We start from the raw sequence: 24,893 nt of genomic DNA on the forward strand, positions 1-24,893 counted from the left end.
TGCGCCCTTTTTTATTGCCTGGATTTTTTTTATAAAAACAACTGAAATCCATATTACTGAATAAAAATTTCCCGAATAAAAAGTTGCTGAACAAAACGCTATTTAATAAAAAAAGTTTCTACAGCACCGCGATCCTGCAGGGTGACAAAAACCTGTTTATTATTTTTTCCACCAAACGCCAGGTTGGTCGGTAACTTTCCTTTCAAGGGAATTTCTCTCAACAATTTTCCCGCTGGCGATACCACGGCAATCACACCGGCACCGTAACGGGCGATGTATAAATTGCCGGCATCATCGCAACGCATTCCGTCCATGCCGTGATCAGAAAATTGAATGAGCAAACGTTTGTTACTGATGCTGCCATCGGCACTCAGGTCGTATACCCAGACATTACGCTGAACACTTTCGTTAACGTACAAACGTTTTTGATTAGGGCTGACGGCCACACCATTGGTAGTACCCATACCGCTTTCCAGCAATACCGTTTTGCCGTCGGTGTCGATGCGCCACAATTGGCCGGCTTCATTTTTCCAATCCGGGTCACTGGCAAATAAAATACCGCTTTGGGTAATCGCAATGTCGTTGGGCTGATGCATCGCCGGGTTATGCGCCCACACGCTGATTTGACGCGCGGGCGGTGAAATTTTCAAAATATTGTGGCCGGTATAATCCGCGACGTACATATCACCGGCAGTATCAAAGCGGATGCCGTTGCCCGTGCTGCCTTCCGGCAAGTTCACAAACAATTCCGCCTTGCCGTCAGCGCTAACGCGCCCGATGGTGCCTTCCTTTTGAAAGTTCACTACATATAAATAGCCATCCGGCCCCACCGCCGGGCCTTCTATCCCGGCGGTAAACACACCGTCTGCCACCAGATCGCGTGCAGCGTAAACCTCCTGCGGTGGCACCGCCTGACAGGCGACCAATCCCGTCAGCATGATTATCAGAATCCCGTTCTTCATACGCCTGACTGCCCTTGTTATGCGAAAGCGATGATTATGAGCACAATTGGCCGCAAAAGACAACGTTGTCCAATATGCACTGACTTCTTAATTTATGTGGAATTGATTATCATCCGCTTTTGTCATGCCACCTCGTATGGATTGCCCTTCTATCGTTAAGGATTTGCGAATGAATCTGCGCCACCGGAAGTTACTGCTCCTGCCCCTGTTACTCAGTGCCGGGCTGGTGATGCTCTTTATCAGTGCTGAAGAACCTGTAGCACCCACCGTTGCGCCGGGCAGTGTGGAAGCGTCAGCTGGCCACCCCACAGAGACGCTGAAAGCAAAACCGGCCATTACCGCGATGCCCGTAGCGACAAGCCCCGAAATACCCGCCGACACGCCGGATCACCGGCATGCGCTCGACCAGCTTTACGACACCGCATTTAACAATATCCGGCTGGAAGTCTCGGTGCCGCCGCCCGGCACCGGGAATATTCACCCGCTGAAACCGGAAGACTTGTATCTGGCGAATATCGAAAGAGCCCGCGAGGGTGACGTGGAGAGCCAATATCAGGTATCACGAGCGTTGAATGAATGCCGACGGGCACCACCACCGGAGGCGATGTCGCAAATTCGTGATCGGGTAGGTGCCGCGCTGGCAACCCAGGTGGAAACCGTGATTGAGTTCTGCAAACCGCTATGGGAATTGGTGCCGCACGCCCGCATCCGCGATGAGTATCAAAACTGGTTTGACCAGGCGCTGCTACAGGAGCACCCGGTGGCCCAATCGCTCTACTGGCGTCAGCATCCAGATGCATTTGACCAGGCTCAGGTAAAAGGTTTTCTTGAGCGCGCCCTGATGCACAATGATCCGGAAATTTATTTGCTGGTGGGAGGTTACTATTCGCAGTTCGAGCAGGATCGTCATCAAGCGATCAGTTGGCATTATGTGAACTGCATTCTGGGCGACTTTTGTAACCGGGACATTTTTACCGAGAATCTGGAATCTTTTCTTTCTGCAAGGGACATTGAAGACGCGCTACGCGAGGGCCAAACGCTGATTGAAAAAATCAAAAACAAACAAGCTATCGAACTGTCCGGCAGCAATTTGTAAATTTTCATTGCGCCTGTTTTATGAACGTCATCACTCCCTTTAAAAATAATCCCTTTATTTTTAAGCAATATTTCTGATAACGCCGCCGGCTCGTGACCTGTCACGCCACCACTGAGCCGGCACCCGGCGCTACCCATGCCCGGTAAAAATCCCCTCATTATTCTGATCTATACTCAAAAGACCGTGTTTGGTTATGCAGCCTCGCGCTGTGCCATAAGAAATCAGATCAGAGGCCCCCATGACAACGTCGTTACAATCGGTTGAAACCCTGACAGTTGCCGGAAAATCCTGGCGCATTTATCCATTCAACAAGGTGGCAGAAAGTTTCGATCTTGATCGCCTGCCCTATTCCCTGAAAATTCTGCTGGAAAATTTGCTGCGCCACGCGCAATCCAACTTTGTTTCCGATGAAGACATTCGCGCACTCGCCGGCTGGAATCCGCAGGCAGAACCGGATCGCGAAATTGCGTTTGTACCGGCGCGGGTGGTACTGCAGGATTTTACCGGTGTGCCCGCGATTGTTGACCTCGCCGCCATGCGCGATGCGGTGGTGGCGCTGGGCGGCAATGCAGAGCGCATCAATCCGCTATCGCCGGTGGAGCTGGTGATTGACCACTCGGTCATGGTGGACTTTTTTGGCGATGACAGCGCCTTGCAAAAAAATACAGCCATTGAAATTGAGCGCAACCGCGAGCGCTATCAATTTTTACGCTGGGGGCAAAAAGCCTTTTCCAATTTCAAAGTGGTGCCGCCCGGCACCGGTATCGTCCACCAGGTTAACCTGGAATATCTCGCCCGAGGCGTATTTACGCGCGAAGAAAACGACCTGCGGGAAATCTACCCGGACACGCTGGTAGGCACCGATTCGCACACCACCATGATCAACGGCCTCGGTGTGCTCGGCTGGGGCGTGGGCGGCATTGAAGCCGAAGCCGCCATGCTCGGCCAGCCAATATCCATGCTGATCCCTCAAGTAGTTGGGTTTCGCCTCACCGGCAAGTTACCCGAAGGCACCACCGCCACTGATCTGGTATTAACCGTGACGCAAATGCTGCGCTCCCTGGGAGTGGTCGGCAAGTTCGTTGAATTTTTCGGCCCCGGTTTGAAAAATCTGACGCTGGCCGACCGCGCCACCATCGGCAATATGGCACCGGAATACGGCGCTACCTGCGGAATATTTCCGGTTGATCAGCAAACCCTGGATTACCTGCGCTTTACCGGCCGCAGCGAAGCCCAGCTGGAGCTGACGGAAACCTATATGAAAGCCATGGGGCTGTGGCACGATGACAACACACCCGAAGCGAACTACAGCCATACGCTGACGCTGGATTTACGCGATGTGGTGCCATCCATTGCCGGGCCGCGTCGCCCGCAGGATAAAATTCCGCTCACCGACGCCAAAGCACGTTTTGAACGGTCGCTGTCGGATTATCAGGCAAGCCGTCGCAATGTCATCCACTCCACGGCTGAAGGCAATTTCGCCAGTGAGGGCGGCGGTACTGCAACCGGGCAGCAACAATCCCGGGAAGGCGAAGTCGCGGTGGACTATCGCGATAAACACTTTTCACTCAAGCACGGCGCCGTGGTAATCGCCGCTATCACCAGCTGCACCAACACCTCCAACCCGGCAGTACTGATTGCCGCCGGCCTGGTGGCCAGAAAAGCGAGAAGCCTGGGGCTTAACAGCAAACCCTGGGTAAAAACCAGCCTGGCACCCGGCTCGCAAGTGGTGACCGAATACTTGCAAAAAGCCGGGCTGATGGAAGACCTGGAAGCGCTGGGTTTTTATCTGGTCGGTTACGGCTGTACAACCTGCATCGGCAACTCCGGGCCGCTGCCCGCCGAAATTTCCGATGCCATTCGTCAAGGCGATTTGCTGGCGAGTGCGGTGCTATCCGGCAACCGCAACTTTGAAGGCAGAATCCACGCCGAAGTGCGCAACAATTACCTCGCATCACCACCGCTGGTGGTCGCTTACGCCATTGCCGGTACGCTGCAAATCGACCTGACCACTGACCCCATTGGCTACCGTGATGATGCCAGCCCGGTTTACCTGAAAGACATCTGGCCCAGCAATGAAGAAATCCAGCAGACCATTCAAACCGCGCTGGAACCGGACATGTTCACCCGCACTTACGCCGACGTTTACCGGGGCGATGAGCACTGGAACGCGCTACCTGTCACCGAAAGCCAGCGTTACGCCTGGCCGGAATCCGACTACGTGCGCAAGCCGCCCTTCTTTGATGACATGCCCGCTCAGCCACAGCCGCTGCAAGCAGTCGCATCAGCGCGTTGCCTGGTGATGGTGGGTGACAGCATCACTACTGACCACATTTCCCCGGCGGGCAGCATCATGCCCAACAGCCCGGCCGGTTTGTATTTGCAGCAGCGCGGCGTAACCCCGGCAGACTTCAACTCTTACGGTTCGCGCCGCGGCAACCACGAAGTGATGATGCGCGGCACCTTCGCCAACGTGCGCCTGAAAAACCGCATGGCACCGGATACCGAAGGCAGCTGGACGACCTGGCTACCCGGCAATGAAGTGATGAGCATTTACGATGCGTCAGAGCGCTACCGCGCCGATGGCACACCGCTGATTGTATTGGCGGGCAAGGAATACGGTTCCGGCTCGTCGCGCGACTGGGCAGCCAAAGGGCCAGCGTTGCTCGGTGTTAAAGCGGTGATTGCGGAAAGTTACGAACGGATTCACCGTTCGAATCTGGTGGGCATGGGTATTTTGCCGCTGCAGTTTGAAGCCGGTGAATCGGCGGAGTCATTGCATTTAAGCGGGCGGGAAATATTTGATATTCCAGCGATCACCGCCGACACCGACAAGCTCACCATCACCGCCCGCTCACCCGAAGGTAATGGTGCAATTGTGTTTAATGTGAAGGTTCGTATTGATACGGCTAACGAATTTAATTACTTCCTCCATGGCGGTATTTTGCATTACGTACTGCGCAATCTGGCGGAAAATAAAAGCTGATATTTCGCGAATAAATAACTCGAACCGTGTGAAAGTTTCAGCGCAGCACCATGCGAGTTCGTTGTCAGGATCTTTGTTTCAAAACCGTCGAGTCAGGGATGACTCGTCGGAGCTACACGGACGTATTCATGCGTTTTTGAAACAAAGATCCTGACAACGAACGGACAGAGTTGCACTCATCAAAATTTAAAAACCTCTCTCGAAATACCGCCCATAAAAAAGGCCGACCCGATATTCAAGATACCGGACCGGCCCAGGCGATGCTTCGCGAGCGTTACATTAACGGATGTAACGGTTCACGATGTTTTCGTACAGCTCTTGCTGACCACTGGTAGAAGCCGGTTCGCCGTTAGCGTTACCCAAGCCTGCCAGTTGTTCCAGCGTCAATTTACCTTGTTCAAACAGCGCACCATTGCCGCTATCGAAAGTGGCATAACGCTCTTTACGCAGCTTTTCCAGCGGCGACTTCTGAATCAAATCATCAGCAATCAACAGCGCGCGCGCAAACGTATCCATACCGCCAATGTGACCGTGGAACAAATCAGCCAGGTCGGTAGAGTTACGACGGGTTTTCGCGTCGAAGTTTACGCCGCCACCTTGCAGGCCGCCGTTACGCAGCAATACCAGCATGATGTCTACAGTTTCGTTGATGTTGATCGGGAACTGGTCGGTATCCCACTGGTTCTGGTAGTCACCACGGTTGGCGTCGATGCTGCCCAGCATGCCGGCATCAGCAGCAGTTTGCAGTTCGTGATCCATAGTGTGACCAGCCAGGGTGGCATGGTTGGTTTCGATGTTCAGTTTGAAATCTTTTTCCAGACCGTGGGCTTTCAGGAAGCCGATAACGGTGGCGCTGTCGAAATCGTACTGGTGCTTGGTCGGCTCCATTGGCTTCGGCTCAATGAAGAAAGTACCTTTGAAGCCTTGGCCACGAGCGTAGTCACGAGCGATGGTCAGGAAGCGCGCCAGGTGTTCCTGTTCGCGTTTCATTTCGGTGTTGATCAGGCTCATGTAACCTTCACGGCCGCCCCAGAACACATAGTTTTCACCGTTCAGAGCGATAGTCGCGTCGATGGCATCTTTCAATTGCGCACCGGCGTAAGCAACCACGTTGAAATCCGGGTTGGTAGAAGCACCGTTCATGTAACGCGGATGCGAGAACAGGTTGGAAGTACCCCACAGCAGCTTCACACCGGATTCGGTTTGTTTTTGCTTGGCGTAATCAACAATGGCTTGCAGACGCTTGGTAGATTCAGCGCGGTCGCTGGCCAGGTCAACCAGGTCAACGTCGTGGAAACAGTAGTAAGGAGTGCCCAGCTTGGTGATGAATTCAAAAGCGGCATCCATTTTGTCGCGTGCACGACCTACTGCATCGCTGTTGGCATCCCACGGGAAAACTTTGGTGCCCGGACCGAACGGATCAGCACCGGTGCCGCAGAAAGAGTGCCAGTAAGACACAGCAAATTTGAAATGATCTTTCATGGTTTTGCCAGCAACTACGCGATTCTCGTCGTAGTATTTAAAGGACAACGGATTGTCTGAATCCGCACCTTCAAAGGCGATTTTGCCGATACCAGGAAAATATTCCTTGCTGCCCAATACAATTGCCATAACAACCTCGTGAATAAATTGAGTCAATCAACACAGAGACAAACGTCAACCCGCAACGCCTGCATTTATTTAAACCGGTAACAGTGCAACCCACTGTTGATAAGCATCCCGATAACGCGCAACGGCTTCCGCTTCGGGTTCTACTACCGCAACACGCGTCAAACCGCCAAACGCTTCTTTGGCCGATGCGTAATAACCGCTACCCAATGCTGCACCCCGTGCAGCACCTTCAGCGCCGTCGGTTTCAAACATTTCTACCGCCGCTTCGGTGGTATTGGCAAACGCGCGCGCAAACACATCACTCAGGAACATATTGCCTTTGGCAACACGTACCACATCGCAACTGCCGCCCAGAGACTTGAGTACATCAAAGCCCTGGTTCAGGGAGAACACGATACCTTCCTGAGCAGCACGTACCATATGGCCAAGGCCATGACGGTTGAAATCAAGGTTGCGCAGTTGCGCGCCCGGATTGCGATTCTGGAAAATCCGCTCGGCACCGTTGCCAAACGGATGAAAAATCAAACCTTCACTGCCAATGGCCACTTTTTCAGCCAGACCATTCAGCAATGCATAAGACGGTGTTTGGCCGGCAGCGGCCAGTGTCTGGCGCAACCAGCTGTAACAACGCCCGGCACCGTTTACACAAACCAGCACACCATTACGCGGTTGTTCCGGCGTATCGGTAATGTGCAAGAAGGTATTCACACGCGACTGGCGATCTGCCGCCGGCTGATCGGTAACACCGTAAATAACCGCCGAGGTACCGGCAGTCGCCGCCACTTCGCCGTTTTCCAATACATTCAGACTGAACGCGTTATTCGGCTGATCGCCAGCGCGGTAGCTCACCTTGACACCCGGGCGAATGCCCAGTTCCGCCGCTGCCGCTGCACTGACTTCGCCTTGTGCACCGATACCCGGTACCAGCGTGGCAATAAAGCGCTCATCAATGTTCCAGTGTTTTAACAGGTCGCTGGCAACTTGCTGACGCGGGAAATCCCACAGCGTGCCTTCGGACAAACCGGATGCCGTAGTGGTGGTTTCACCGGTCAATTTCAGGGCGATGTAGTCGCCTGGCAGCAAAATTTTGTCGATGCGGGAGAAAAGCTCCGGCTGGTTCTGCTGAACCCAACGCAGCTTGGCGGCGGTAAAGTTGCCCGGCGAGTTCAACAGGTGAGAGAAGCAGTAATCTGCCCCCAAACCATTAAAGGCTTCTTCGCCATAAGGCACCGCACGGCTGTCGCACCAGATAATGGCCGGGCGCAGGACTTGCTGGTCGGCATCGACCAGTACCAGGCCGTGCATTTGATAAGAAATGCCAATCGCTTCGATCTGCTTGGGATCGAAGGCTTTGGTAGCGAACAGGCGCGCACAGGCCTGACGGGTGCAATCCCACCAGGTGTCCGGATGCTGTTCGGCAAAGCCCGGCTCGGGGCTGAGAATTTCCAGCTCCGAGTCCGGGTACTGGGCAGAGCCCAGCGACTTTCCGGTTTGACCGTCAATAACCGACACTTTGGTAGACGAACTGCCAATATCAATACCCAAAAACAGCATCTTTTTATTCTCTACGTAACTGATCAAAGATAAACAGGTAAAACCCGGCAAGCGAAAGACAACCGCTGTTAAAGCACTGCCGGGTGGATGGAGCGCAGTATAATCTTATTGTCGGACTGACCACAAGAAGCCGTTAAGCGGATTTGCATTACTTGATTTTTCCTTTACCGGCATTAGTACACTTGCACACAAGTTTATGCAACCATCAGACAAATGCTCGACCACAAGGGTTACGCCTTATACAATGTGCCGTTATTCGATAATAAAGCCGATATCGTGCAAACAGAGAATGCGGCCAAAGCACCCTTTGCACACTGTTAGCCCTCATGAGGATTGATCACTTGTCGAAGCAACAACCGGCTCACCCCGGCATCATTCACGTAGAGCCCCTGTTTTTACCTGAGAACGTTATTAAAGCGCTCACTATCGATAACCTGATTTTCGGTCTCGATAACGATGAACTGAAAGTGCTGCTGGTGAAGCGCCATGAACCCGGCCATGACAACCTCTGGGCGCTACCCGGCGGCTGGATTCGTTACGACGAAAACCTGCGCGATGCCGCTGCCCGCCTGCTGGAAGAATGGACCGGGGTGAAAAACCTCTACCTGGAACAGCTGAAAGCCTTCGGTCGCATTGATCGTTTCCCCAATGAGCGGGTAGTAACCATTGCTTACTACGCCCTGGTTAGCGCCGAAAACTATCAGGATGTTATTGCCTTAAGCGCCGGTGATGTGCACTGGGCCAGCGTTAATAACCTGCCCGAATTGATTTACGACCACGCTGAAATTCTCTCTTACGGTATTAAATTCCTGCGCCACCAGGTTTGTCATCAGCCGATCGGCTTTAACCTGTTGCCGGAAAAATTTACCCTGCTGCAACTGCAAGCGCTGTATGAGGCGATCCTTAACACCACTCTCGACAAGCCGAACTTCCGCCGCAAAATCATGAAGATGGACTTGCTGACGCCTTGCAACGAAAAGCAGCAAGGGGTGCCTCACCGCGCCGCCAACCTCTACCGGTTTGATCCGGAAGTGTATAAACAGCTGAGTGAATCCGGCTTTTCTTTCGAAATTTAAGCGGTTTTTTCCTCACCAACGGGATTTCTCATGGCTAAAGTTTTTTAGCATGACCGGAATCCCGATTTTCATATAGTCACTAAAACCATATTCAGCTAAGATGCTGGTCACCTGAAAACAACCGGCTTACCTCCCGGCAAGTCGGCTGGCAGATGTCTGATAACAGACGCACCAACCTTGTCAGAGAAAATCCCGTTACCGGCAAGCCGGTGGTCGGCACACTGCTCTGGCACTGAATAATTTCAATAAGCAGGTACCCGAATGAATCAACTATCCAAACCCGATCAGGGCAATACATCCTTTATTATTCTTATCAGCTGTATCGCCACTATCGGCGGTTTTTTGTTTGGCTTTGACAGCGGTGTAATTAACGGCACGGTCGACGGTTTGAAAATCGCGTTTCAATCCGACACGGCAGGCACCGGCTTTAACGTTGCCTCCATGCTACTGGGCTGTGCCATCGGTGCATTCTTCGCCGGGCGCATGGCTGACATTTATGGCCGCCGCACCATTTTGCTGCTGTCTGCCATCATTTACCTGATCACTTCATGGGGGGCCGGTATCGCCGATTCCTCATTTGAATTTGTGGCCTATCGCCTGGTTGGCGGTCTTGCTGTGGGCGCGGCCAGCGTTATGGCCCCGGCGTATATCAGTGAAGTGGCGCCCGCTCATTACCGTGGTCGCCTTGCCACCATTCAGCAAATCGCCATTATCACCGGTCTGTTCGTTGCCTTCCTGAGTAACTATTTGCTGGCCCAGGCTGCCGGCTCTGCCTCGGCAGAATTCTGGCTGGGCTTTGAAGCCTGGCGGTGGATGTTCTGGGTAGAGATTGTGCCTTCCGCCATTTTCTTTTTGTCCTTGCTGTTGATTCCGGAAAGCCCGCGCTACCTGGTAGCCCAGGGCAGAAAGGACGATGCGCTGGACGTGTTGACCCGTTTGTACGGTACTGAACAAGGCAACCGGAAATACCATGAAATCAAAGACTCTCTGTCCGAGAACCGCCCTCGCCTTTCCGACCTGTTCGACAAGGTTGCGCAGCGTATTCGCCCGATTGTCTGGGTAGGCATTGGCCTGGCCGTATTTCAACAGTTGGTGGGCATCAACGTGGTGTTTTATTACGGCGCCGTGTTGTGGCAGGCGGTTGGTTTCTCTGAAGGCGATGCGCTACTGATTAACGTGATCTCCGGTGGGCTGAGTATTGGTGCCTGTATTATCTCTTTGTTGCTGGTTGATAAAATTGGCCGCCGCCCGCTGCTGTGGGTTGGCTCGGTTGGTATGGCAGTTACCCTCGCGCTGCTGGTTGGTGCTTTCTCCTCTGCCACCCAGGATGCCACCGGTCAGTTGCGTCTTTCCGACAACATGGGCGTGCTGGCGCTGGTTGCCGCCAACCTTTACGTCGTATTTTTTAACGCGTCCTGGGGCCCGGTGATGTGGGTAATGCTCGGCGAAATGTTCCCCAACCAGATTCGCGGTTCCGGCCTGGCGGTGGCAGGGCTGGCGCAATGGGGCTCCAATTTTATTGTTATCCTCACCTTCCCGCTGCTACTGGCATCCATCGGGCTGGCCGGTGCTTACGGTATTTATACCTTCTGTGCGCTGGTGTCGGTGTTCTTTGTTATCAAGTATGTGAAGGAAACCAAACAGAAAGAACTGGAGCAAATGGAGGGGTAACCCGCCAGGTTGTTGCCGCTAAAAAACCACCTTCGGGTGGTTTTTTTATGCCTGTGAACCGACAATAAGAAAACCATTTTTAAGAGAGGAGTTTCCATGAGCGAGGCGTTTAGCGAATTACGCATTGAAGATCTGCAACCGGGCACCGGCAAAGCTGCAGTAAAAGGCGCACTGATTACCGCCCATTACACCGGTTGGCTGGAAGATGGCACCGAGTTTGACTCGTCACACAAGCGCGGCCAGCCTTTTCAATGCGTTATCGGCACCGGTCGCGTTATTAAGGGATGGGACCAGGGCATGATCGGCATGCAAACCGGTGGCAAACGTAAACTCTATGTACCGGCGCAACTGGCCTATGGCGAGCGGCAAATGGGTGCGCTGATCAAGCCCAACTCCAACCTGATTTTTGAAATTGAATTGCTGGAAGTGCTCACCCGCGACGAGTAAAAGCCACCTGCCACCCTCATGCCCGGTAGCAACATTCGCCGGGCGCGATTACGCCCCGTTAGCCGCCTCAACTGGTATACAAGCACCAAGTCATATGGTTTAATTGACCACAAGATTAACCGAGCTGCACTCTTCCAATAACAACCGGCTCGGGCGGGAAGGACTTTTCCGAAAGCGGTCAGCAGGGTAAGACTAAAGGAACTGCGAATCTCATCCTTCACAAACGATTTTCAAACAGCACAACCCTGATCAAAAACGCCATCTTCTGATTAACACAGTTTTACAAAAACTTATTTCTCCTGGCTGTCACATTCATTTCCAACCCGGTAAAACGAGCAGACATATTCAAGAAGGAAGCACCAATGCGTTTTAAAAAATGGCAACGCTACGCCCCGCTTTACGCCGCCCTGCTCGGCACACTCGCCGGTTGCAGCGATAGGGTGGAAGAAGCAACGGTATCTTCCGCCGCCAGCAAAGATGCCGTCGCACATTTTTCGTGGTTTGAATATCAGGGCCGCGACCCGGTGTTTGATGCGCCGCTGTCTGACGATGAATTTCAAAATCCGATTCTGGCCGGGTTTTACCCCGACCCCAGCATTACCCGCGCCGGTGATTATTACTACCTCGCCAATTCCTCTTTTGCGTTCTCTCCCGGCGTGCCGATTTTTCGCAGCACCGACATGGTGAATTGGGAATCGCTCGGCCATGCGCTGACCAGCCCGGCACAACTGCCCCTGGCAGAGCAGCAAACCTCACGTGGTATTTATGCACCCACCATTCGCCACCACGACGGCGTGTTCTATTTGATTACTACTCTGGTGGATATTCGCGGCAATTTCATCGTGACCGCCACCGACCCGGCTGGCCCCTGGTCAGAACCGGTTCTGCTGCCGGAAATTGGCGGCATTGACCCTGACATCTTTTTTGACGATGACGGCCGCGTTTACATTACGCACCACCACGACCCGGCAGGCGGTTCGCAATACGAGGGCCATAAGGCTATCTGGTTATGGGAATACGATCTGGCTAATAACAAGGTGATTGCCGATTCCGGCCGCATGGTGGTGGACGGCGGCGCTGATCCGTCAAGCAAACCCGTCTGGATTGAAGCACCGCATATTTTCAAAAAAGATGGCTGGTATTATCTGACCTGCGCCGAAGGTGGCACCGAATACAATCACTCGCAAGTTATTTTCCGCACCCGCAATTTGGCCGAACCTTTTGTGCCATTTGCAGGCAACCCCATTCTCACCCAGCGCGACCTGAACAGAGAAAGGCCCAACCCGATTACCAACACAGGCCATGCCGATTTTATCGAAACACCCAATGGCGAATGGTGGGCGGTGTTTCTCGCATCACGCTCGTATAACGGCAGCCTGTTTAACACTGGCCGCGAAACTTTTTTGCTGCCGGTACGCTGGGAAGATGGCTGGCCGATAATTCTTGACCCGCAAACCGAAGTCGCCTGGCGGCCGAAGAAACCGGCCGGCCTGAAACCCATGCCAGCCAGCGAACCTTTTACCGGCAACTTCACCTGGCGCGATGCGTTTAGCGGCGATGCGCTGCAACACCACTGGAACCAGCTGCGTCAGCCGGATCACAGCTGGTACACCCTTGGCGGAGAAAAAGGCGGCATCACCCTCAACGTTCGCCCCGCGTCTCTCGCAGAGTTAACCCAGGTGTCGTTTATTGGCCGCCGTCAGCAGCACATGCATTTCAGCAGCAGCACTGAAGTTACCGCACCGGAAAACCACGCGGTTATTGCCGGCCTCACGGTATTCCAAAATGAGAAACACCATTTCTTTGCCGGCGTCAGCCAGGCGTCTGGCAAATACGAGCTGGTACTGGAGCAGGCCAACAACAGTGAGCCACAGGTGATACAACGCTTGCCGCTGGAAAAACTCACCGCCGGCCAACCGCTAATTATTGGTAGCGAAGGCAATGCCGGGTTGATCAGCTTTTATTATCAGCTGCCCGGCGAAGCCAAAGTTATGATTGCCGAGGGGCTGGACGCCAGTATGCTAAGCAGTGAAATTGCCGGTGGTTTTATCGGCACACACATAGGTTTACATGCGAGAATTAACCGTCACTGATGCCACTAAAAAGCGGCAGCGGGACTGCCACTTTTTGCCCATTAAACCCGACCCTTGTTATCTGCCAGGATTGTTTGCCATGAATTGCTTGCACAGAAATACAACGGGAGCTTTATGCCTTGCGCTTGCAACGCTGCTTCTGCTTGTAACTGCCCTGCCCGTTTTCGCGCTGGGAGATCCTTCCTATATCGAAACCCGTTTTAAAAAAGGCAGCCTGCCAATTGTTGGTGACAAATCCAATGCAACGCTCTACGTGGATACGCAGGATTTTTCCGGCGTACAAAAAACCGTAGCGCTGTTACAGGAAGATATTTTCAAGGTGACCGAAACCCGCCTGTCGCTGGTGCACTCGCTTAACAACCTTGGCAAAACCGCGGTGATCATCGGCACCATTGGCCAGAGCGAATTGATTGATGCGCTGATTGAACGAGGCAAGATTGATGTTTCCGCCATCGAAAATGCCTGGGATGGTTACCACATTGAACTGGTCAACAAGCCTTTTCCGGGTATGACCCAGGCACTGGTAATCGCCGGCAGCAACAAACGGGGCACCATGTATGGCACCTTTGACCTGTCAGAAAAAATAGGCGTATCGCCCTGGCATTGGTGGGCGGACGTGCCGGTAAAACGCAAGCAACGGGTATACGCCGTGCGTAACACCCGCGTTCAGGATGCCCCGGTCGTGAAATACCGCGGCATTTTTTTGAATGATGAAGCCCCGGCATTAACCGGTTGGGTAAAAGAAAACTACGGTGATTACAACAGCCAGTTTTACGAAAAAGTGTTTGAATTGTTACTGCGTTTAAAAGCCAACTTTCTCTGGCCGGCGATGTGGAACAATGCCTTCAATGATGACGACCCGAAAAATATGGTGCTCGCCGACGAGATGGGCATTGTGATGAGCACCTCGCACCATGAACCCATGATGCGAGCCGACAAAGAATGGAATCGCTATGGCGAAGGCGATTGGGAATATTCCACCAACGCACAAAACCTCTACAAATTCTGGGAAGACGGCGCAAAGCGCAACAAGCCCTACGAAAGCGTATTCACCCTCGGCATGCGCGGTCAGGAAGACACGCCGATGAGCGAAGGCGAAAACATCGGTTTACTGGAACGCATCGTGCGCGACCAGCGCAAAATTATTGGTAACGTTTTCGGTGAAGACAAGGTTAGCGAAGTACCTCAGGTCTGGGCGCTTTATAAAGAAGTACAAGGTTTTTATGAACGCGGCATGCGCGTACCCGACGATGTCATTTTGCTGTGGTGTGATGACAACTGGGGCAATATCCGCCGCCTGCCAACCCCGGAAGAACGCAAACGCAGTGGCGGTGCCGGTGTTTACTACCACTTTGACTATGTCGGCGGGCCGCGCTCTTACCGCTGGATCAACAGCACACCGCTGGCAAAAATTCAGGAGCAGATGCACCTCGCTTACACCTGGGACGCCAATCAAATCTGGGTGGTCAATGTGGGCGATTTAAAACCGATGGAGATCCCCACCGAGTTTTTCCTGCGCATGGCATGGAACCCGGAACGTTGGGACAAAGACTCGATTGAAGAATTCGGCCGCCTTTGGGCAACCCGCGAATTCGGTGCTGCCCATGCCGAAGAAATTGAAGACCTGATCAGTGGCTACACCCGTCACAATGGTCGCCGCAAACCGGAACTGCAGGAGCCAGGCACTTACAGCCAACTGCATTACCGCGAAGCCGAGCGTATTACCGCCGAGATGAAAGACCTCACCGCACGCGCAGAAGCGCTGTATGAAAAAATCCCCGAGCGCCGTAAAGATGCGTTTTTCCAACTGGTGTTACACCCGGTAAAAGCCAGTACCATCGTTACTGAACTTTATGATGTAGTTGCCAAAAACCGCCTCTACGCCAACCAGGGACGCGCCACCGCCAATCACTATGCCGAGCGCGCCCGTGAGCTGTTTGCTGCCGATGCCGCGCTGGAAAAGCAGTACCACACCGAGCTGAGCAACGGCAAATGGAACCATTTCATGTCGCAAAGCCATATTGGCTACACCCACTGGAACAACCCGCCAACCAACATTATGCCCATGCTCTATGACTACCAGCCGGCAGACGTTGCCGACATGGGCATTGCGGTAGAAGGCACCGCTCAGGCATGGCCGGTCGCAGGCCAATACCGGCTGGATGAGTTCAGCCCTTACGGTCAGGTGAGCCGACGCATCGAAATTTTCAATAAAGGTACACAACCTTTCAATTTTTTAGCCAAAGTGAACCAGCCGTGGATTATAATCTCCAATACTAGTGGACAAGTTAAAGATGTAGAATCGCTGAATGTGTCGATTGACTGGGACAAAGCCCCAACCGGCAAGTCGTCAGGAACGATTCACATTACCGGTGCAAGCTGGGGCGGCGCGAACATTCAGGTGGCTACCTTCAAGCCGGATGACAAGCAAACCCGTCGCATGCGTGGCTTTGTCGAGGCGGATGGTTATGTTGCCATCGAAGCAGAAAACTATACGGATATAAAAGCGGCTCATGGTTTTGAGTGGCAGCGACTGGAACAACATGGCCGCACCCTGTCTTCCATGTCGGTGTTTCCGATAACAGACTACAGCTTCGGTAATCCGGAAAAAGCGCCCTATCTGGAATATGACGTGCACTTTTTTAATACCGGCGAGTTTACCGTTGAAGCCTTGTTTGCACCCGGCTTGCCGGTTATGCCGGAGCGCGGCTTGCGCTACGCCATTGGCTTCGGCAAGGACACGCCACAAGTGGTCGATATTGTTGCCGACATGAGTGATGCCGCCTGGGCCGAAGCGGTTACCAGCGGTGTCCGCACCTCGCGCAGCACTCACCGCATCAATAAAGCGGGGCTGCAAAAGCTGCGCATTTATATGGTGGACCCGGGTGTGACGCTGCAAAAACTGGTGATCAATACCGGTGGTTTAAAGCCTTCCTATCTGGGGCCGCAGCAAAGTTTGAAAATAGAGTAACGTCAGCGCAAACGGGCTTTGCCGCTGGCTGGTTATAGCACGGCGGCAAAGCCCGTCTTCTGATCAGTGAGTAGTGTGAATGAAAATTATTGATGCGCGTGTCATTGTTTCCTGCCCCGGCAGAAATTTTGTCACCCTGAAAATTGTAACCGACCAGGGCATTTACGGTATTGGTGATGCCACCCTCAACGGTCGTGAAAAAGCGGTTGTTTCTTACCTTGAAGATTATCTGATCCCGGTGCTGATTGGCCGCGACCCGCAACGTATTGAAGACATCTGGCAGTACATCTACCGTGGCGCTTACTGGCGTCGCGGCCCCATCGGCATGACTGCGCTGGCAGCCATTGATGTTGCCCTGTGGGACATCAAAGCCAAAGCCGCCAATATGCCGCTGTATCAATTGCTCGGTGGCCGCAGCCGCGATCGTATTTTGTCCTATACCCACGCCAACGGGCGCGACCTGGATTCCACCCTGGAAGCCGTGCGCAAAGCCAAAGAGCAAGGTTATAAAGCCATTCGTGTGCAATGTGGTATTCCTGGCATTGCCAAAACCTACGGCGTTGCCAAAGGCGATCACAACTACGAACCCGCCGATGCCGACTTGCCGTCTGAAGAAAGCTGGTCAACTGAAAAATACTTGAACTACATTCCGGAAGTGTTTGCTGCAGTGCGTAAAGAGTTCGGCAGTGAATTGCATTTGCTGCACGACGTACACCACCGCCTTACGCCCATTGAAGCCGCGCGGCTGGGTAAAGACCTTGAACCCTTCCGGTTATTCTGGATGGAAGATGCGGTACCGGCGGAAAACCAGGAAGCATTCAAACTCATTCGCCAGCACACCACCACGCCACTGGCGGTGGGTGAAGTGTTCAACAGCATTCACGATTGCCGCGAACTGATTCAGAACCAGTGGATTGACTACATTCGCTCCACCATTGTTCACGCCGGTGGCATTACCCATGTACGCCGCATTGCCGATTTTGCCGCGCTCTACCATGTGCGCACCGGCTTCCACGGCGCTACTGATTTGTCACCAGTGTGCATGGGCGCAGCACTGCATTTTGATTACTGGGTGCCCAACTTCGGTATTCAGGAACACATGCCGCACAGCCCGCAAATGGAAGAAATTTTTACTCGCGCCTACCGCTTTGAAGATGGTCATTTCACCCCGGGCGAAACACCCGGCCATGGTGTGGATATCAATGAAGAGCTGGCCAAAAAATACCCCTACAAGCGCGCCAGCTTGCCGGTTAACCGCCTCGAAGATGGCACACTTTGGCATTGGTAATCTAACGCCAAAGGCATAACGCACAGGCAACAGAAAATTCTTCCCGGAATAGTCTGTTGCCTGTTTTATTTTCGGGCTTTTAATAATAAATAACAGGAGCTAACCATGCACCGCCCTCTTTCTTTATTACTAGGTTTTACCGCATCGGCTTTATTGTTGAGTGGTTGTGACAACACCGACAAAGCGCAACAAACATCGATTGCGCCCACTCACAGCAGCCAATCTTCCAGCGAACCACAATACGCGCATGAACCGCTGGTCACACACATTTACACCGCCGACCCTTCTGCGCACGTTTTTAATGGCCGAATTTATATTTACCCGTCGCACGATATAGAAAGTGATATTGCCCCCAACGCCGAGGGTGATCATTTTGCCATGCGCGATTACCGGGTATTGTCTATGGATAAGCCGGGCGGTGAAGTGACCGAGTACGGTGTAGCGCTGGATCTTGATGATGTACCCTGGGCAAGCCGACAAATGTGGGCACCGGATGCAGCCGAAAAAGACGGCCGTTTTTATCTTTATTTCCCGGTAAAAGACCAGCAGGGAATTTTTCGCATTGGTGTCGCCGCTGCTGAAAAACCCGAGGGCCCGTTTACCAATCCACTGCTGATTGAAGGCTCCTACTCCATGGACCCGGCGGTCTATAAAGACGACGACAATCAATATTATTTATACGTTGGCGGTATTTCCGGCGGACAATTACAGCGTTGGACACAAGGCAATTTCTCGGACACAGATCAATACCCGGCTGACCATGAACCGGCGTTGATGCCGAAAATTGCGCGGCTGAATGACGATATGGTGTCTATCGCCGAGCCGTTAATGGATGTTCAATTACTGGACGAAAATGGCAAGCCTTTATTGGCTGGCGATAATGACCGTCGTTTCTTTGAGGCGGTTTGGGTTCACAAACATAACGGCACTTATTATTTTTCCTGGTCCACCGGCGACACGCATAAAATTGTTTATGCCACCGGCGACAATCCTTATGGGCCGTTTACTTATCAGGGCGTAGTACTGGAGCCGGTAACCGGCTGGACCAATCACCATTCCATTACCCGCTTCGAGGACAAGTGGTATTTGTTTTACCACGATAGCTCGTTGTCCGGCGGGCAGACCCATTTGCGCAGTGTGAAAATGACCGAACTGATTCACCGCGAAGATGGTTCTATTGAAACGATTAGTGCTTTTAAATAGCTGCTGAAAAAGCAAAAAAATCCTGCCATCCCTACCCTCTCGGAGGAGAGGAGAAATGAAAATTTATTTGGATAGGAGCGCAAGTGCCATCTGTCCGTTTGTCGTTAGGGGACTTTGCTCCAAAAACACATGACAAATTGGCAGGATCGCCAATTTGCACAGCGAAGCTGCCCGCAGGGTGAGTCACATGGATGTGACGAATGCATCCATCCATGGAGCTCCGACGGGTCATCCCTGACCCGACGGTTTTGGAACAAAGTCCCCTAACGACAAACTCACATCCTGCCGAACCTGGGCAATCCAAAGACCGGGACTCACAGGTCGCTATTTCTGTGTAAAGCTGTAGCTCCCAGTTGCCATTCATCTTGCCAAACGATATCGTTGAAAGTCTCTGTATAACAATAATGCTCGGAGATTTTTATGCGTAAATCTGTGTTTTCCAAATGGTATTCCCTGGTATTTTTCGGGCTGGCAATGGCTTCGCAAGCCAGCGCCAATGATCAGGTTAACCCTGCTCACGTTTATCTATTAAATGGCAAACCGGTCAGCGGTTGGTCATTAACCCTCGGCGATGCGGCCAACTGGTCGGTGCCGGTGAACAATCAGCAAGGCCAGTCCGAAGGCAAGAAAGTGCTGGCCACCCAGGTCGACTTTAATGAACAGCACAAAGCACTGTCGCTAAGCTGGGATGGTCGCAAGAAGGAATACGGCAGTGTTGGTATTTTCGGTGCGCCGATTGATCTCGCCGCTTACAAAGACGCCGCATCACTGGTGCTGGATATTCGTGTTGACAGAAAGCCGGACAAAGCCGTTTCCATCGGAATGGATTGCGGTTACCCCTGTCAGGGAAAATTGAACATTCAGCGCATGTTGCAAAAAGCCCCGGCCAAACAGTGGTTCAGTTTACCGATTCCTCTTAACTGTATTAAGGGCGATAACTTTGATTTATCAAAAATCAATGCGCCTCTTACCTTGGGAACCGATGGCCGCCTGGAAATATCCATCCTGAATGTTCGGCTTGAAAAATTGCAGGAAGGTGAAGAAAGCTGTAAGGAATAAGAAATACGGTGGGAGGCGGGTTTGGCATCAGAACTTTTGTTGCAAAACCGTCGAGTCAGGGACGACCGCCATGGAGGGCGGAAGTTAGAGCAACGCAGTTGGCGCAACACAGGAGCAGTTGCCGTTGACTCGCCGGAGCCATATGGGTGGAGTGCGCAATAAGCAAAACATGTTTTGCGCGCGCGGAACGCCAATCCTTTATGAGGATTGGCTGGCTCCGTTTGCGGATGCTCATGCGTTTTTGGAACAAAAGTTCTGATGACAAGCGGACTGGGCGTACCAACCGCTGAGCCCGAAATAGCACGCTATTTTTTAATTAACTGACGACGCTGCCATCAATTCAACGCCAGCGCCCCACCTTCAATACTCCATCCCAGCGATTTATATAAATCCACCACATTAAGATAAGAACCCGTTTCAGCACTCGCAACCTGCTGCCGCACCGCGAACAAAGCGCGTTGGTTTTCCAGTACAGCCAGATAGCTGCCACCGCCCGCTTCATAGCGCCGGGTCGCCAGGGCTAATGCCCGCTCGGCATGGGACGCCGCTTGCGTAAGCGAAAACAATTGTTGCTGCTCTTCTCGCAACACCGTCAACGCGTTTTCGACTTCCTCAAACGCCAGCAACACGGCCTGTTGATAGTGGGCAGAGGCGCCCAGCAAACGCGCTTCGCTCGCGCGTAATTGTGCGCGGGCATTGCCCGGGTTCAAACCATCCCATTGCAATAGCGAATTCCATTCGTAAGCGCGTGCTGCTGCATCCAACGCGCTGGAACCGCGCAGCGCAAAGAAGCCGACGAAACCGTTGATGCTCAGATTTGGATAAAGCGCCGCTTTAGAGGCTCCGATATCAGCGGTACTGGCTGCCAGCAAACGTTCGGCTTGCACAACATCCGGCCGGGCAAGCACCCGCTCGCGAACATCACCCACCGGCAATTCACGAAGCAGCAAGGGCGTTAATGAAATATCACCATCAATTTCCCGCTGCCCCGGTTGCACACCGGTCAGAACATCCAACCGGTAACGCGCCGCTTGCTGCGCGGCGCGTAATGCTGGCAGTGCTGCGTCGCTACGGTGCAATTGTGCCTGCACATTTTCCAGGTTTTCCGGCAGTTCGCGCCCCAGCGAAACGCCGCTTTGCACCAGCGCCAATGTGTCTCGCCAGCTTTTTTGCTCGGCCAGTGCCCATTCAATTTGCTGTTGTAAGCCGCGGTATTCAAACCAGCTGGTGGCCACCGCAGCAACAATAGACATCCTGACTTGCGAGAGATCGGCATCGGCCGCTTCACTTCGCGCTACCGCCGCTTCATGCAGCCGGCGCAAGCGGCCAAATAAATCCACCTCCCACTGCACCGATGCACCGGTGCGCGATGCCGTTGATTGAGGGCGGGTTATTTGCCCGTCCGCGCCTGGCTGTTGCATTCGGCTGCGTGAATAACCGGCCTCGGGAGAAAGTGTTGGCAAGCGCTGCCAATAACTTTCATCCACGCCAGCCATCGCCGCGCCAAGCCTGGCGGTCGCCTGCTGGATATCCTGATTATTTTGCAAGGCCGTTTCAATCCATTGATCAAGCTGTGCATCATCCAGCAATAACCACCAGGCATTCGTGTGAAGAGCACGGTTGTGTCCGGCATCGGAAAATACCGGCGCAACCACATTTTCACTGGCAGCCCAAGTTTGTTGCGGCTTTTGATAATCCGGCCCGACGGTACAGGCAGACACTATAAAAACCGAAGCCGCAGAGAAAAACAGGTGAGTGAGTTTTTTCACAGTGTTTCTCCTTTGGGCAAAGCCAGCACGCGATCAGCTTCTGCCAGTTGCAATTGTCTGGGTGTATTCAACATAGCGTTGTGATTTCTGGCAAGGAATGAATACACCGTGGGCAACACAAATAGCGTAAACAAGGTGCCAATAATCATGCCCGATACGATGACAGTTCCCAGGCCAAAACGGCTGTTGGCGCCGGCACCGCTGGCAAACAATAAGGGAATCAATCCGAATACCATTGCCGCAGTTGTCATCAATACCGGGCGCAGACGAATTTGTGCCGCCCGAAAAATCGCTTGCTGCCGGTTTATTTTTTCATGCACTTGTAATTCATTGGCAAACTCAACCATTAAAATACCGTGCTTGCTGATTAAACCGATCAATGTCACCAAACCAATCTGGGTGTAGATATTGAGCGTGGTCCAACCGAATGCCAACGGCAGTAATGCACCGCAAATGGATAAAGGCACGGTAATTAAAATAATCAGCGGGTCAACCAGGCTTTCATATTGCGCGGCAAGCACCAGGTAAATAATGATCAGCGCACCGATAAAGGCAAATATTAATGCGTTACCTTCCTGCGAATACTGGCGGGAATCGGATAGCCAATCATGGGTAACTCCGGCAGGCAATTCACCGGCAACCGAAGAGAGAAACTCCACCGCCTCCCCCATCGAAACACCCGGTGCAGGAATCGCTTGCAGCGTTACTGCATTTTGCTGGTTGAACTGGGTTAATTGATTAGGCTCTGTAACCACTGACACACTCACCACCGCCGATAAAGGAATGAGATTACCCTCACCGCTTCGAACATATTGCTGAGTGAGCGCTTGCGGTGTCAGGCGCTGACTGGCCAGACTTTGCGGAATAACATCGTAGGCGCGGCCATCCATTGCAAAACGGTTGATGTAATTTTCACCCACCAACGTTGCCAGCGAATCGCCAATATCCTGCATGCGAATGCCCAGGCTGTTGGCTTTGGCACGATCAATTTGCAACATCACAACCGGGTTGTTGTAATCGAGATCACTGTCTACCACCATAAATAATCCGCTTTGCCAGGCGCGGGCTTTTATCTCTTCCATGGTTTGGTAAAGCTCGGGATAATCCATGGCAGCACGCACCACCATTTGTACCGGCAGCCCCCCGGTTGAGCCGGGCAGCGCCGGCATTTGAAAGGCGAAAATATTGGAGCCTGCTACATCACCGCTGGCAACTTGCAACGCGGCCTGCACTTCACCCGCCGAACGTTCGCGCTCGCCCCAGGGCGATAAATTGGTGCCGCCAAAACTTGAGGCGATGCCATCGCTACCATTAATAATCCAGGTGCTTTCAGTTTCAGGCATTTGCCGATAAACGTCATCCAGCTGGCGATTGAAATGCTCAACGTAATTCAAGTTAGCGTGCTGCGGCGATTTGATGGCAGTTAACACACCGGCCTGATCTTCTACCGGTGCCAGCTCCCGTTGCGGCATGCTGTAGAGCAAAGGCAAACTCACCACCACTACCCCGGCAACCGCCAGCGCAATCCAGCGATGCGTTAACGAATACGCCAACACCCGGGCATAACCGCTGGTGAGTTTTTCAAAAAAATGTTCCGCCATGCGTGCCATTTTTCCTTCCTGTTGTTTGGCTGGCAACAACAGCGAACTCATGACTGGCGAGAGTGTTAATGCCACTACGCCGGAAACAATAACCGCGCCCGCCAGAGTGAGCGCGAATTCGCGAAAAAGCGAACCGGTAAGGCCTCCCATCAAACCGATCGGCGCATAGACCGCAGCCAAAGTCAGGGTCATGGCAATCACCGGCCCGGCAACTTCACGCGCACCGATCAAGGCCGCCGCCACTGGCGATTTTCCATTTTCAATATGGCGATGCACATTTTCTACCACCACAATCGCATCATCCACCACCAGACCGATGGCCAACACCATCGCCAGCAGTGTTAACAGGTTGATACTGAAACCGAACATCAACATCAGCCCGGCAGCACCCAGCATGGAAAGTGGAATGGTAGCGACCGGAATCAGCACCGTGCGCAGCGACCCCAAGCAGAGATAAATAACCAGCACCACAATAATCAGCGCTTCTATCAAGGTGCGAATGACTTCATCAATGGATGCCTGAATAAATCGCGCCGTTTCAAAAGCCAGCGCAACCTCAACACCGGGCGGCAAGGTTTTTTCAATGTCCGGCAATAGCGATTTGATGCCGTCAACAATCACCAGCGGATTACCCGAGGGCACCGGAAATAAACCGACATGCACCGCTTGCTTGCCGTCCATAAAGGCACTGGTTTCATTCGCGGCTGCGCCCAGCTCTACTGTCGCTACATCTTTCAATCGCACCAGCGAATTACCTTCTCCGGCAATCACCATATTGCGGAATTCATCCACGCTGGTCAGGTCAGAGTTCACGCGAATATTCGCCAGCACGTAAAGCCCGTCTATTTTTCCCGGCGCTGCTTGCCAGTTGTTACGACGCACCGCGTCGGCCACATCGCTGGCAGTTAATCCCCGCCCGGCCAGTTTTTCCGCGTCCAGCCACAAACGCATCGACAGCGTTTGCCCGCCAAAGGTTTGCACACTGGCAACACCTTCAATGGTGGACAACATGGGAGTTACCACGCGGGATAAATAATCGGTCAACTCCGCTACAGAGATATCGCCCGCCGTAAACCCGATATAGGCTACCGCGGTTGACTCACCGGCAGAGCGTTCAATAACCGGGTCGTAAGCCTGCTCGGGCAATTTGTAACGCACCTGATTAACGCTCGCCATCACCTCCGCCAATGCCTGGGTAGAGTCGCGATTCAATTGCATGCGCGCCGTGACCTGGCTACGCCCCTGCACCGAGGTTGACGATAAATAATCAATACCCTCTACCGAGGCCATCGCTTGGGCAATCGGCTGCGTCACAAAGCCCTGCATTAAATGTGACGATGCACCCGGGTAGTTGGTGGTTACGGTAATAGTGGAGGTTTCCAGCAAAGGATATTGCCGGATGGGCAATTGCCCGAGAGAAAATAAACCGGCCAGAAAAATCAGCGTACTGACTACCAGCGCCAATACCGGGCGCCGAACAAACGTATCGGTAAATCGCATTGCGGG

15 protein-coding genes are annotated in these 24,893 nt (G+C 53.0%); 10 read left to right on the forward strand and 5 right to left on the reverse strand.

Annotation, left to right across the window (positions count from 1 at the left end):
- Window positions 1–98: 98 nt before the first annotated feature.
- Window positions 99–938, reverse strand: a complete 840-nt coding sequence (locus C4F51_RS16325) for an SMP-30/gluconolactonase/LRE family protein (protein ID WP_235992351.1) — start codon at window positions 936–938, stop codon at window positions 99–101.
- A gap of 193 nt (window positions 939–1,131) precedes the next feature.
- Here C4F51_RS16325 and C4F51_RS16330 point away from each other — a divergent pair, with 193 nt between their 5' ends.
- Window positions 1,132–2,058 (forward strand): hypothetical protein, encoded by a 927-nt coding sequence (locus tag C4F51_RS16330; protein WP_193911613.1) that lies wholly within the window; start codon window positions 1,132–1,134, stop codon window positions 2,056–2,058.
- Window positions 2,059–2,296: 238 nt separating this feature from the next.
- Complete coding sequence (gene acnA, locus C4F51_RS16335; protein ID WP_193911615.1) at window positions 2,297–5,044, forward strand: aconitate hydratase AcnA; 2,748 nt, start codon at window positions 2,297–2,299, stop codon at window positions 5,042–5,044.
- 279 nt (window positions 5,045–5,323) lie between these two features.
- On the opposite strand, the gene xylA is transcribed toward acnA, so the two are convergent.
- Together xylA and C4F51_RS16345 are read right to left on the reverse strand one after the other, a co-directional pair.
- Window positions 5,324–6,655, reverse strand: a complete 1,332-nt coding sequence (xylA, locus tag C4F51_RS16340) for a xylose isomerase (RefSeq protein ID WP_193911617.1) — start codon at window positions 6,653–6,655, stop codon at window positions 5,324–5,326.
- Window positions 6,656–6,724: 69 nt separating this feature from the next.
- Entirely contained in the window at window positions 6,725–8,209 is a 1,485-nt protein-coding gene (locus C4F51_RS16345; protein ID WP_193911619.1) for a xylulokinase, read from the reverse strand.
- A 341-nt stretch (window positions 8,210–8,550) separates the two neighbouring features.
- On the opposite strand from C4F51_RS16345, the gene C4F51_RS16350 reads away from it, so the two are divergent.
- The 8 genes from C4F51_RS16350 (at window position 8,551) to C4F51_RS16385 (ending at window position 20,017) form a co-directional block, all read left to right on the forward strand.
- Window positions 8,551–9,285 (forward strand): NUDIX hydrolase, encoded by a 735-nt coding sequence (locus C4F51_RS16350; protein WP_407926924.1) that lies wholly within the window; start codon window positions 8,551–8,553, stop codon window positions 9,283–9,285.
- Window positions 9,286–9,546: 261 nt separating this feature from the next.
- Window positions 9,547–10,956 carry a sugar porter family MFS transporter gene (locus tag C4F51_RS16355; protein WP_193911623.1) on the forward strand — a complete coding sequence of 470 codons (1,410 nt, stop codon included), beginning with the start codon at window positions 9,547–9,549 and terminating at the stop codon, window positions 10,954–10,956.
- A gap of 96 nt (window positions 10,957–11,052) precedes the next feature.
- Window positions 11,053–11,403, forward strand: a complete 351-nt coding sequence (locus C4F51_RS16360) for an FKBP-type peptidyl-prolyl cis-trans isomerase (protein ID WP_193911625.1) — start codon at window positions 11,053–11,055, stop codon at window positions 11,401–11,403.
- Between the two features lie 362 nt (window positions 11,404–11,765).
- Window positions 11,766–13,496: a glycoside hydrolase family 43 protein gene (locus C4F51_RS16365; RefSeq protein ID WP_193911627.1), complete on the forward strand. Its 1,731-nt coding sequence runs from the start codon at window positions 11,766–11,768 to the stop codon at window positions 13,494–13,496.
- Between the two features lie 79 nt (window positions 13,497–13,575).
- Complete coding sequence (locus C4F51_RS16370; RefSeq protein ID WP_193911629.1) at window positions 13,576–16,467, forward strand: glycosyl hydrolase 115 family protein; 2,892 nt, start codon at window positions 13,576–13,578, stop codon at window positions 16,465–16,467.
- A 79-nt stretch (window positions 16,468–16,546) separates the two neighbouring features.
- Window positions 16,547–17,755: a D-mannonate dehydratase ManD gene (gene manD, locus C4F51_RS16375; RefSeq protein WP_193911631.1), complete on the forward strand. Its 1,209-nt coding sequence runs from the start codon at window positions 16,547–16,549 to the stop codon at window positions 17,753–17,755.
- Between the two features lie 105 nt (window positions 17,756–17,860).
- A complete protein-coding gene (locus tag C4F51_RS16380) occupies window positions 17,861–18,958 on the forward strand; it encodes a glycoside hydrolase family 43 protein (protein WP_193911633.1) in 1,098 nt (365 codons plus the stop codon).
- A gap of 420 nt (window positions 18,959–19,378) precedes the next feature.
- Complete coding sequence (locus C4F51_RS16385) at window positions 19,379–20,017, forward strand: putative glycoside hydrolase (RefSeq protein ID WP_235992352.1); 639 nt, start codon at window positions 19,379–19,381, stop codon at window positions 20,015–20,017.
- Window positions 20,018–20,352: 335 nt separating this feature from the next.
- On the opposite strand, the gene C4F51_RS16390 is transcribed toward C4F51_RS16385, so the two are convergent.
- Entirely contained in the window at window positions 20,353–21,786 is a 1,434-nt protein-coding gene (locus C4F51_RS16390) for an efflux transporter outer membrane subunit (protein ID WP_193911635.1), read from the reverse strand.
- Window positions 21,783–24,887, reverse strand: coding sequence for a MexW/MexI family multidrug efflux RND transporter permease subunit (locus tag C4F51_RS16395; RefSeq protein WP_193911637.1), 3,105 nt, complete (start codon window positions 24,885–24,887; stop codon window positions 21,783–21,785). Before C4F51_RS16395 ends, C4F51_RS16390 begins: the two co-directional genes overlap by 4 nt.
- Between the last annotated feature and the right edge of the window lie 6 nt (window positions 24,888–24,893).

This window comes from Cellvibrio polysaccharolyticus (assembly GCF_015182315.1).
GTDB classification, from domain to species: domain Bacteria; phylum Pseudomonadota; class Gammaproteobacteria; order Pseudomonadales; family Cellvibrionaceae; genus Cellvibrio; species Cellvibrio polysaccharolyticus.

Excerpts from the sequence above, each read along its gene's own strand:
- C4F51_RS16360 (WP_193911625.1), top strand. The coding sequence starts at position 11,053 with ATGAGCGAGGCGTTTAGCGAATTACGCATTGAAGATCTGCAACCGGGC.
- manD (WP_193911631.1), top strand. The coding sequence starts at position 16,547 with ATGAAAATTATTGATGCGCGTGTCATTGTTTCCTGCCCCGGCAGAAAT.
- acnA (WP_193911615.1), top strand. The coding sequence starts at position 2,297 with ATGACAACGTCGTTACAATCGGTTGAAACCCTGACAGTTGCCGGAAAA.
- C4F51_RS16355 (WP_193911623.1), top strand. The coding sequence starts at position 9,547 with ATGAATCAACTATCCAAACCCGATCAGGGCAATACATCCTTTATTATT.
- C4F51_RS16385 (WP_235992352.1), top strand. The coding sequence starts at position 19,379 with ATGCGTAAATCTGTGTTTTCCAAATGGTATTCCCTGGTATTTTTCGGG.
- xylA (WP_193911617.1), bottom strand. The coding sequence starts at position 6,655 with ATGGCAATTGTATTGGGCAGCAAGGAATATTTTCCTGGTATCGGCAAA.
- C4F51_RS16370 (WP_193911629.1), top strand. The coding sequence starts at position 13,576 with ATGAATTGCTTGCACAGAAATACAACGGGAGCTTTATGCCTTGCGCTT.
- C4F51_RS16330 (WP_193911613.1), top strand. The coding sequence starts at position 1,132 with ATGAATCTGCGCCACCGGAAGTTACTGCTCCTGCCCCTGTTACTCAGT.
- C4F51_RS16380 (WP_193911633.1), top strand. The coding sequence starts at position 17,861 with ATGCACCGCCCTCTTTCTTTATTACTAGGTTTTACCGCATCGGCTTTA.
- C4F51_RS16345 (WP_193911619.1), bottom strand. The coding sequence starts at position 8,209 with ATGCTGTTTTTGGGTATTGATATTGGCAGTTCGTCTACCAAAGTGTCG.
- C4F51_RS16395 (WP_193911637.1), bottom strand. The coding sequence starts at position 24,887 with ATGCGATTTACCGATACGTTTGTTCGGCGCCCGGTATTGGCGCTGGTA.
- C4F51_RS16325 (WP_235992351.1), bottom strand. The coding sequence starts at position 938 with ATGCTGACGGGATTGGTCGCCTGTCAGGCGGTGCCACCGCAGGAGGTT.
- C4F51_RS16365 (WP_193911627.1), top strand. The coding sequence starts at position 11,766 with ATGCGTTTTAAAAAATGGCAACGCTACGCCCCGCTTTACGCCGCCCTG.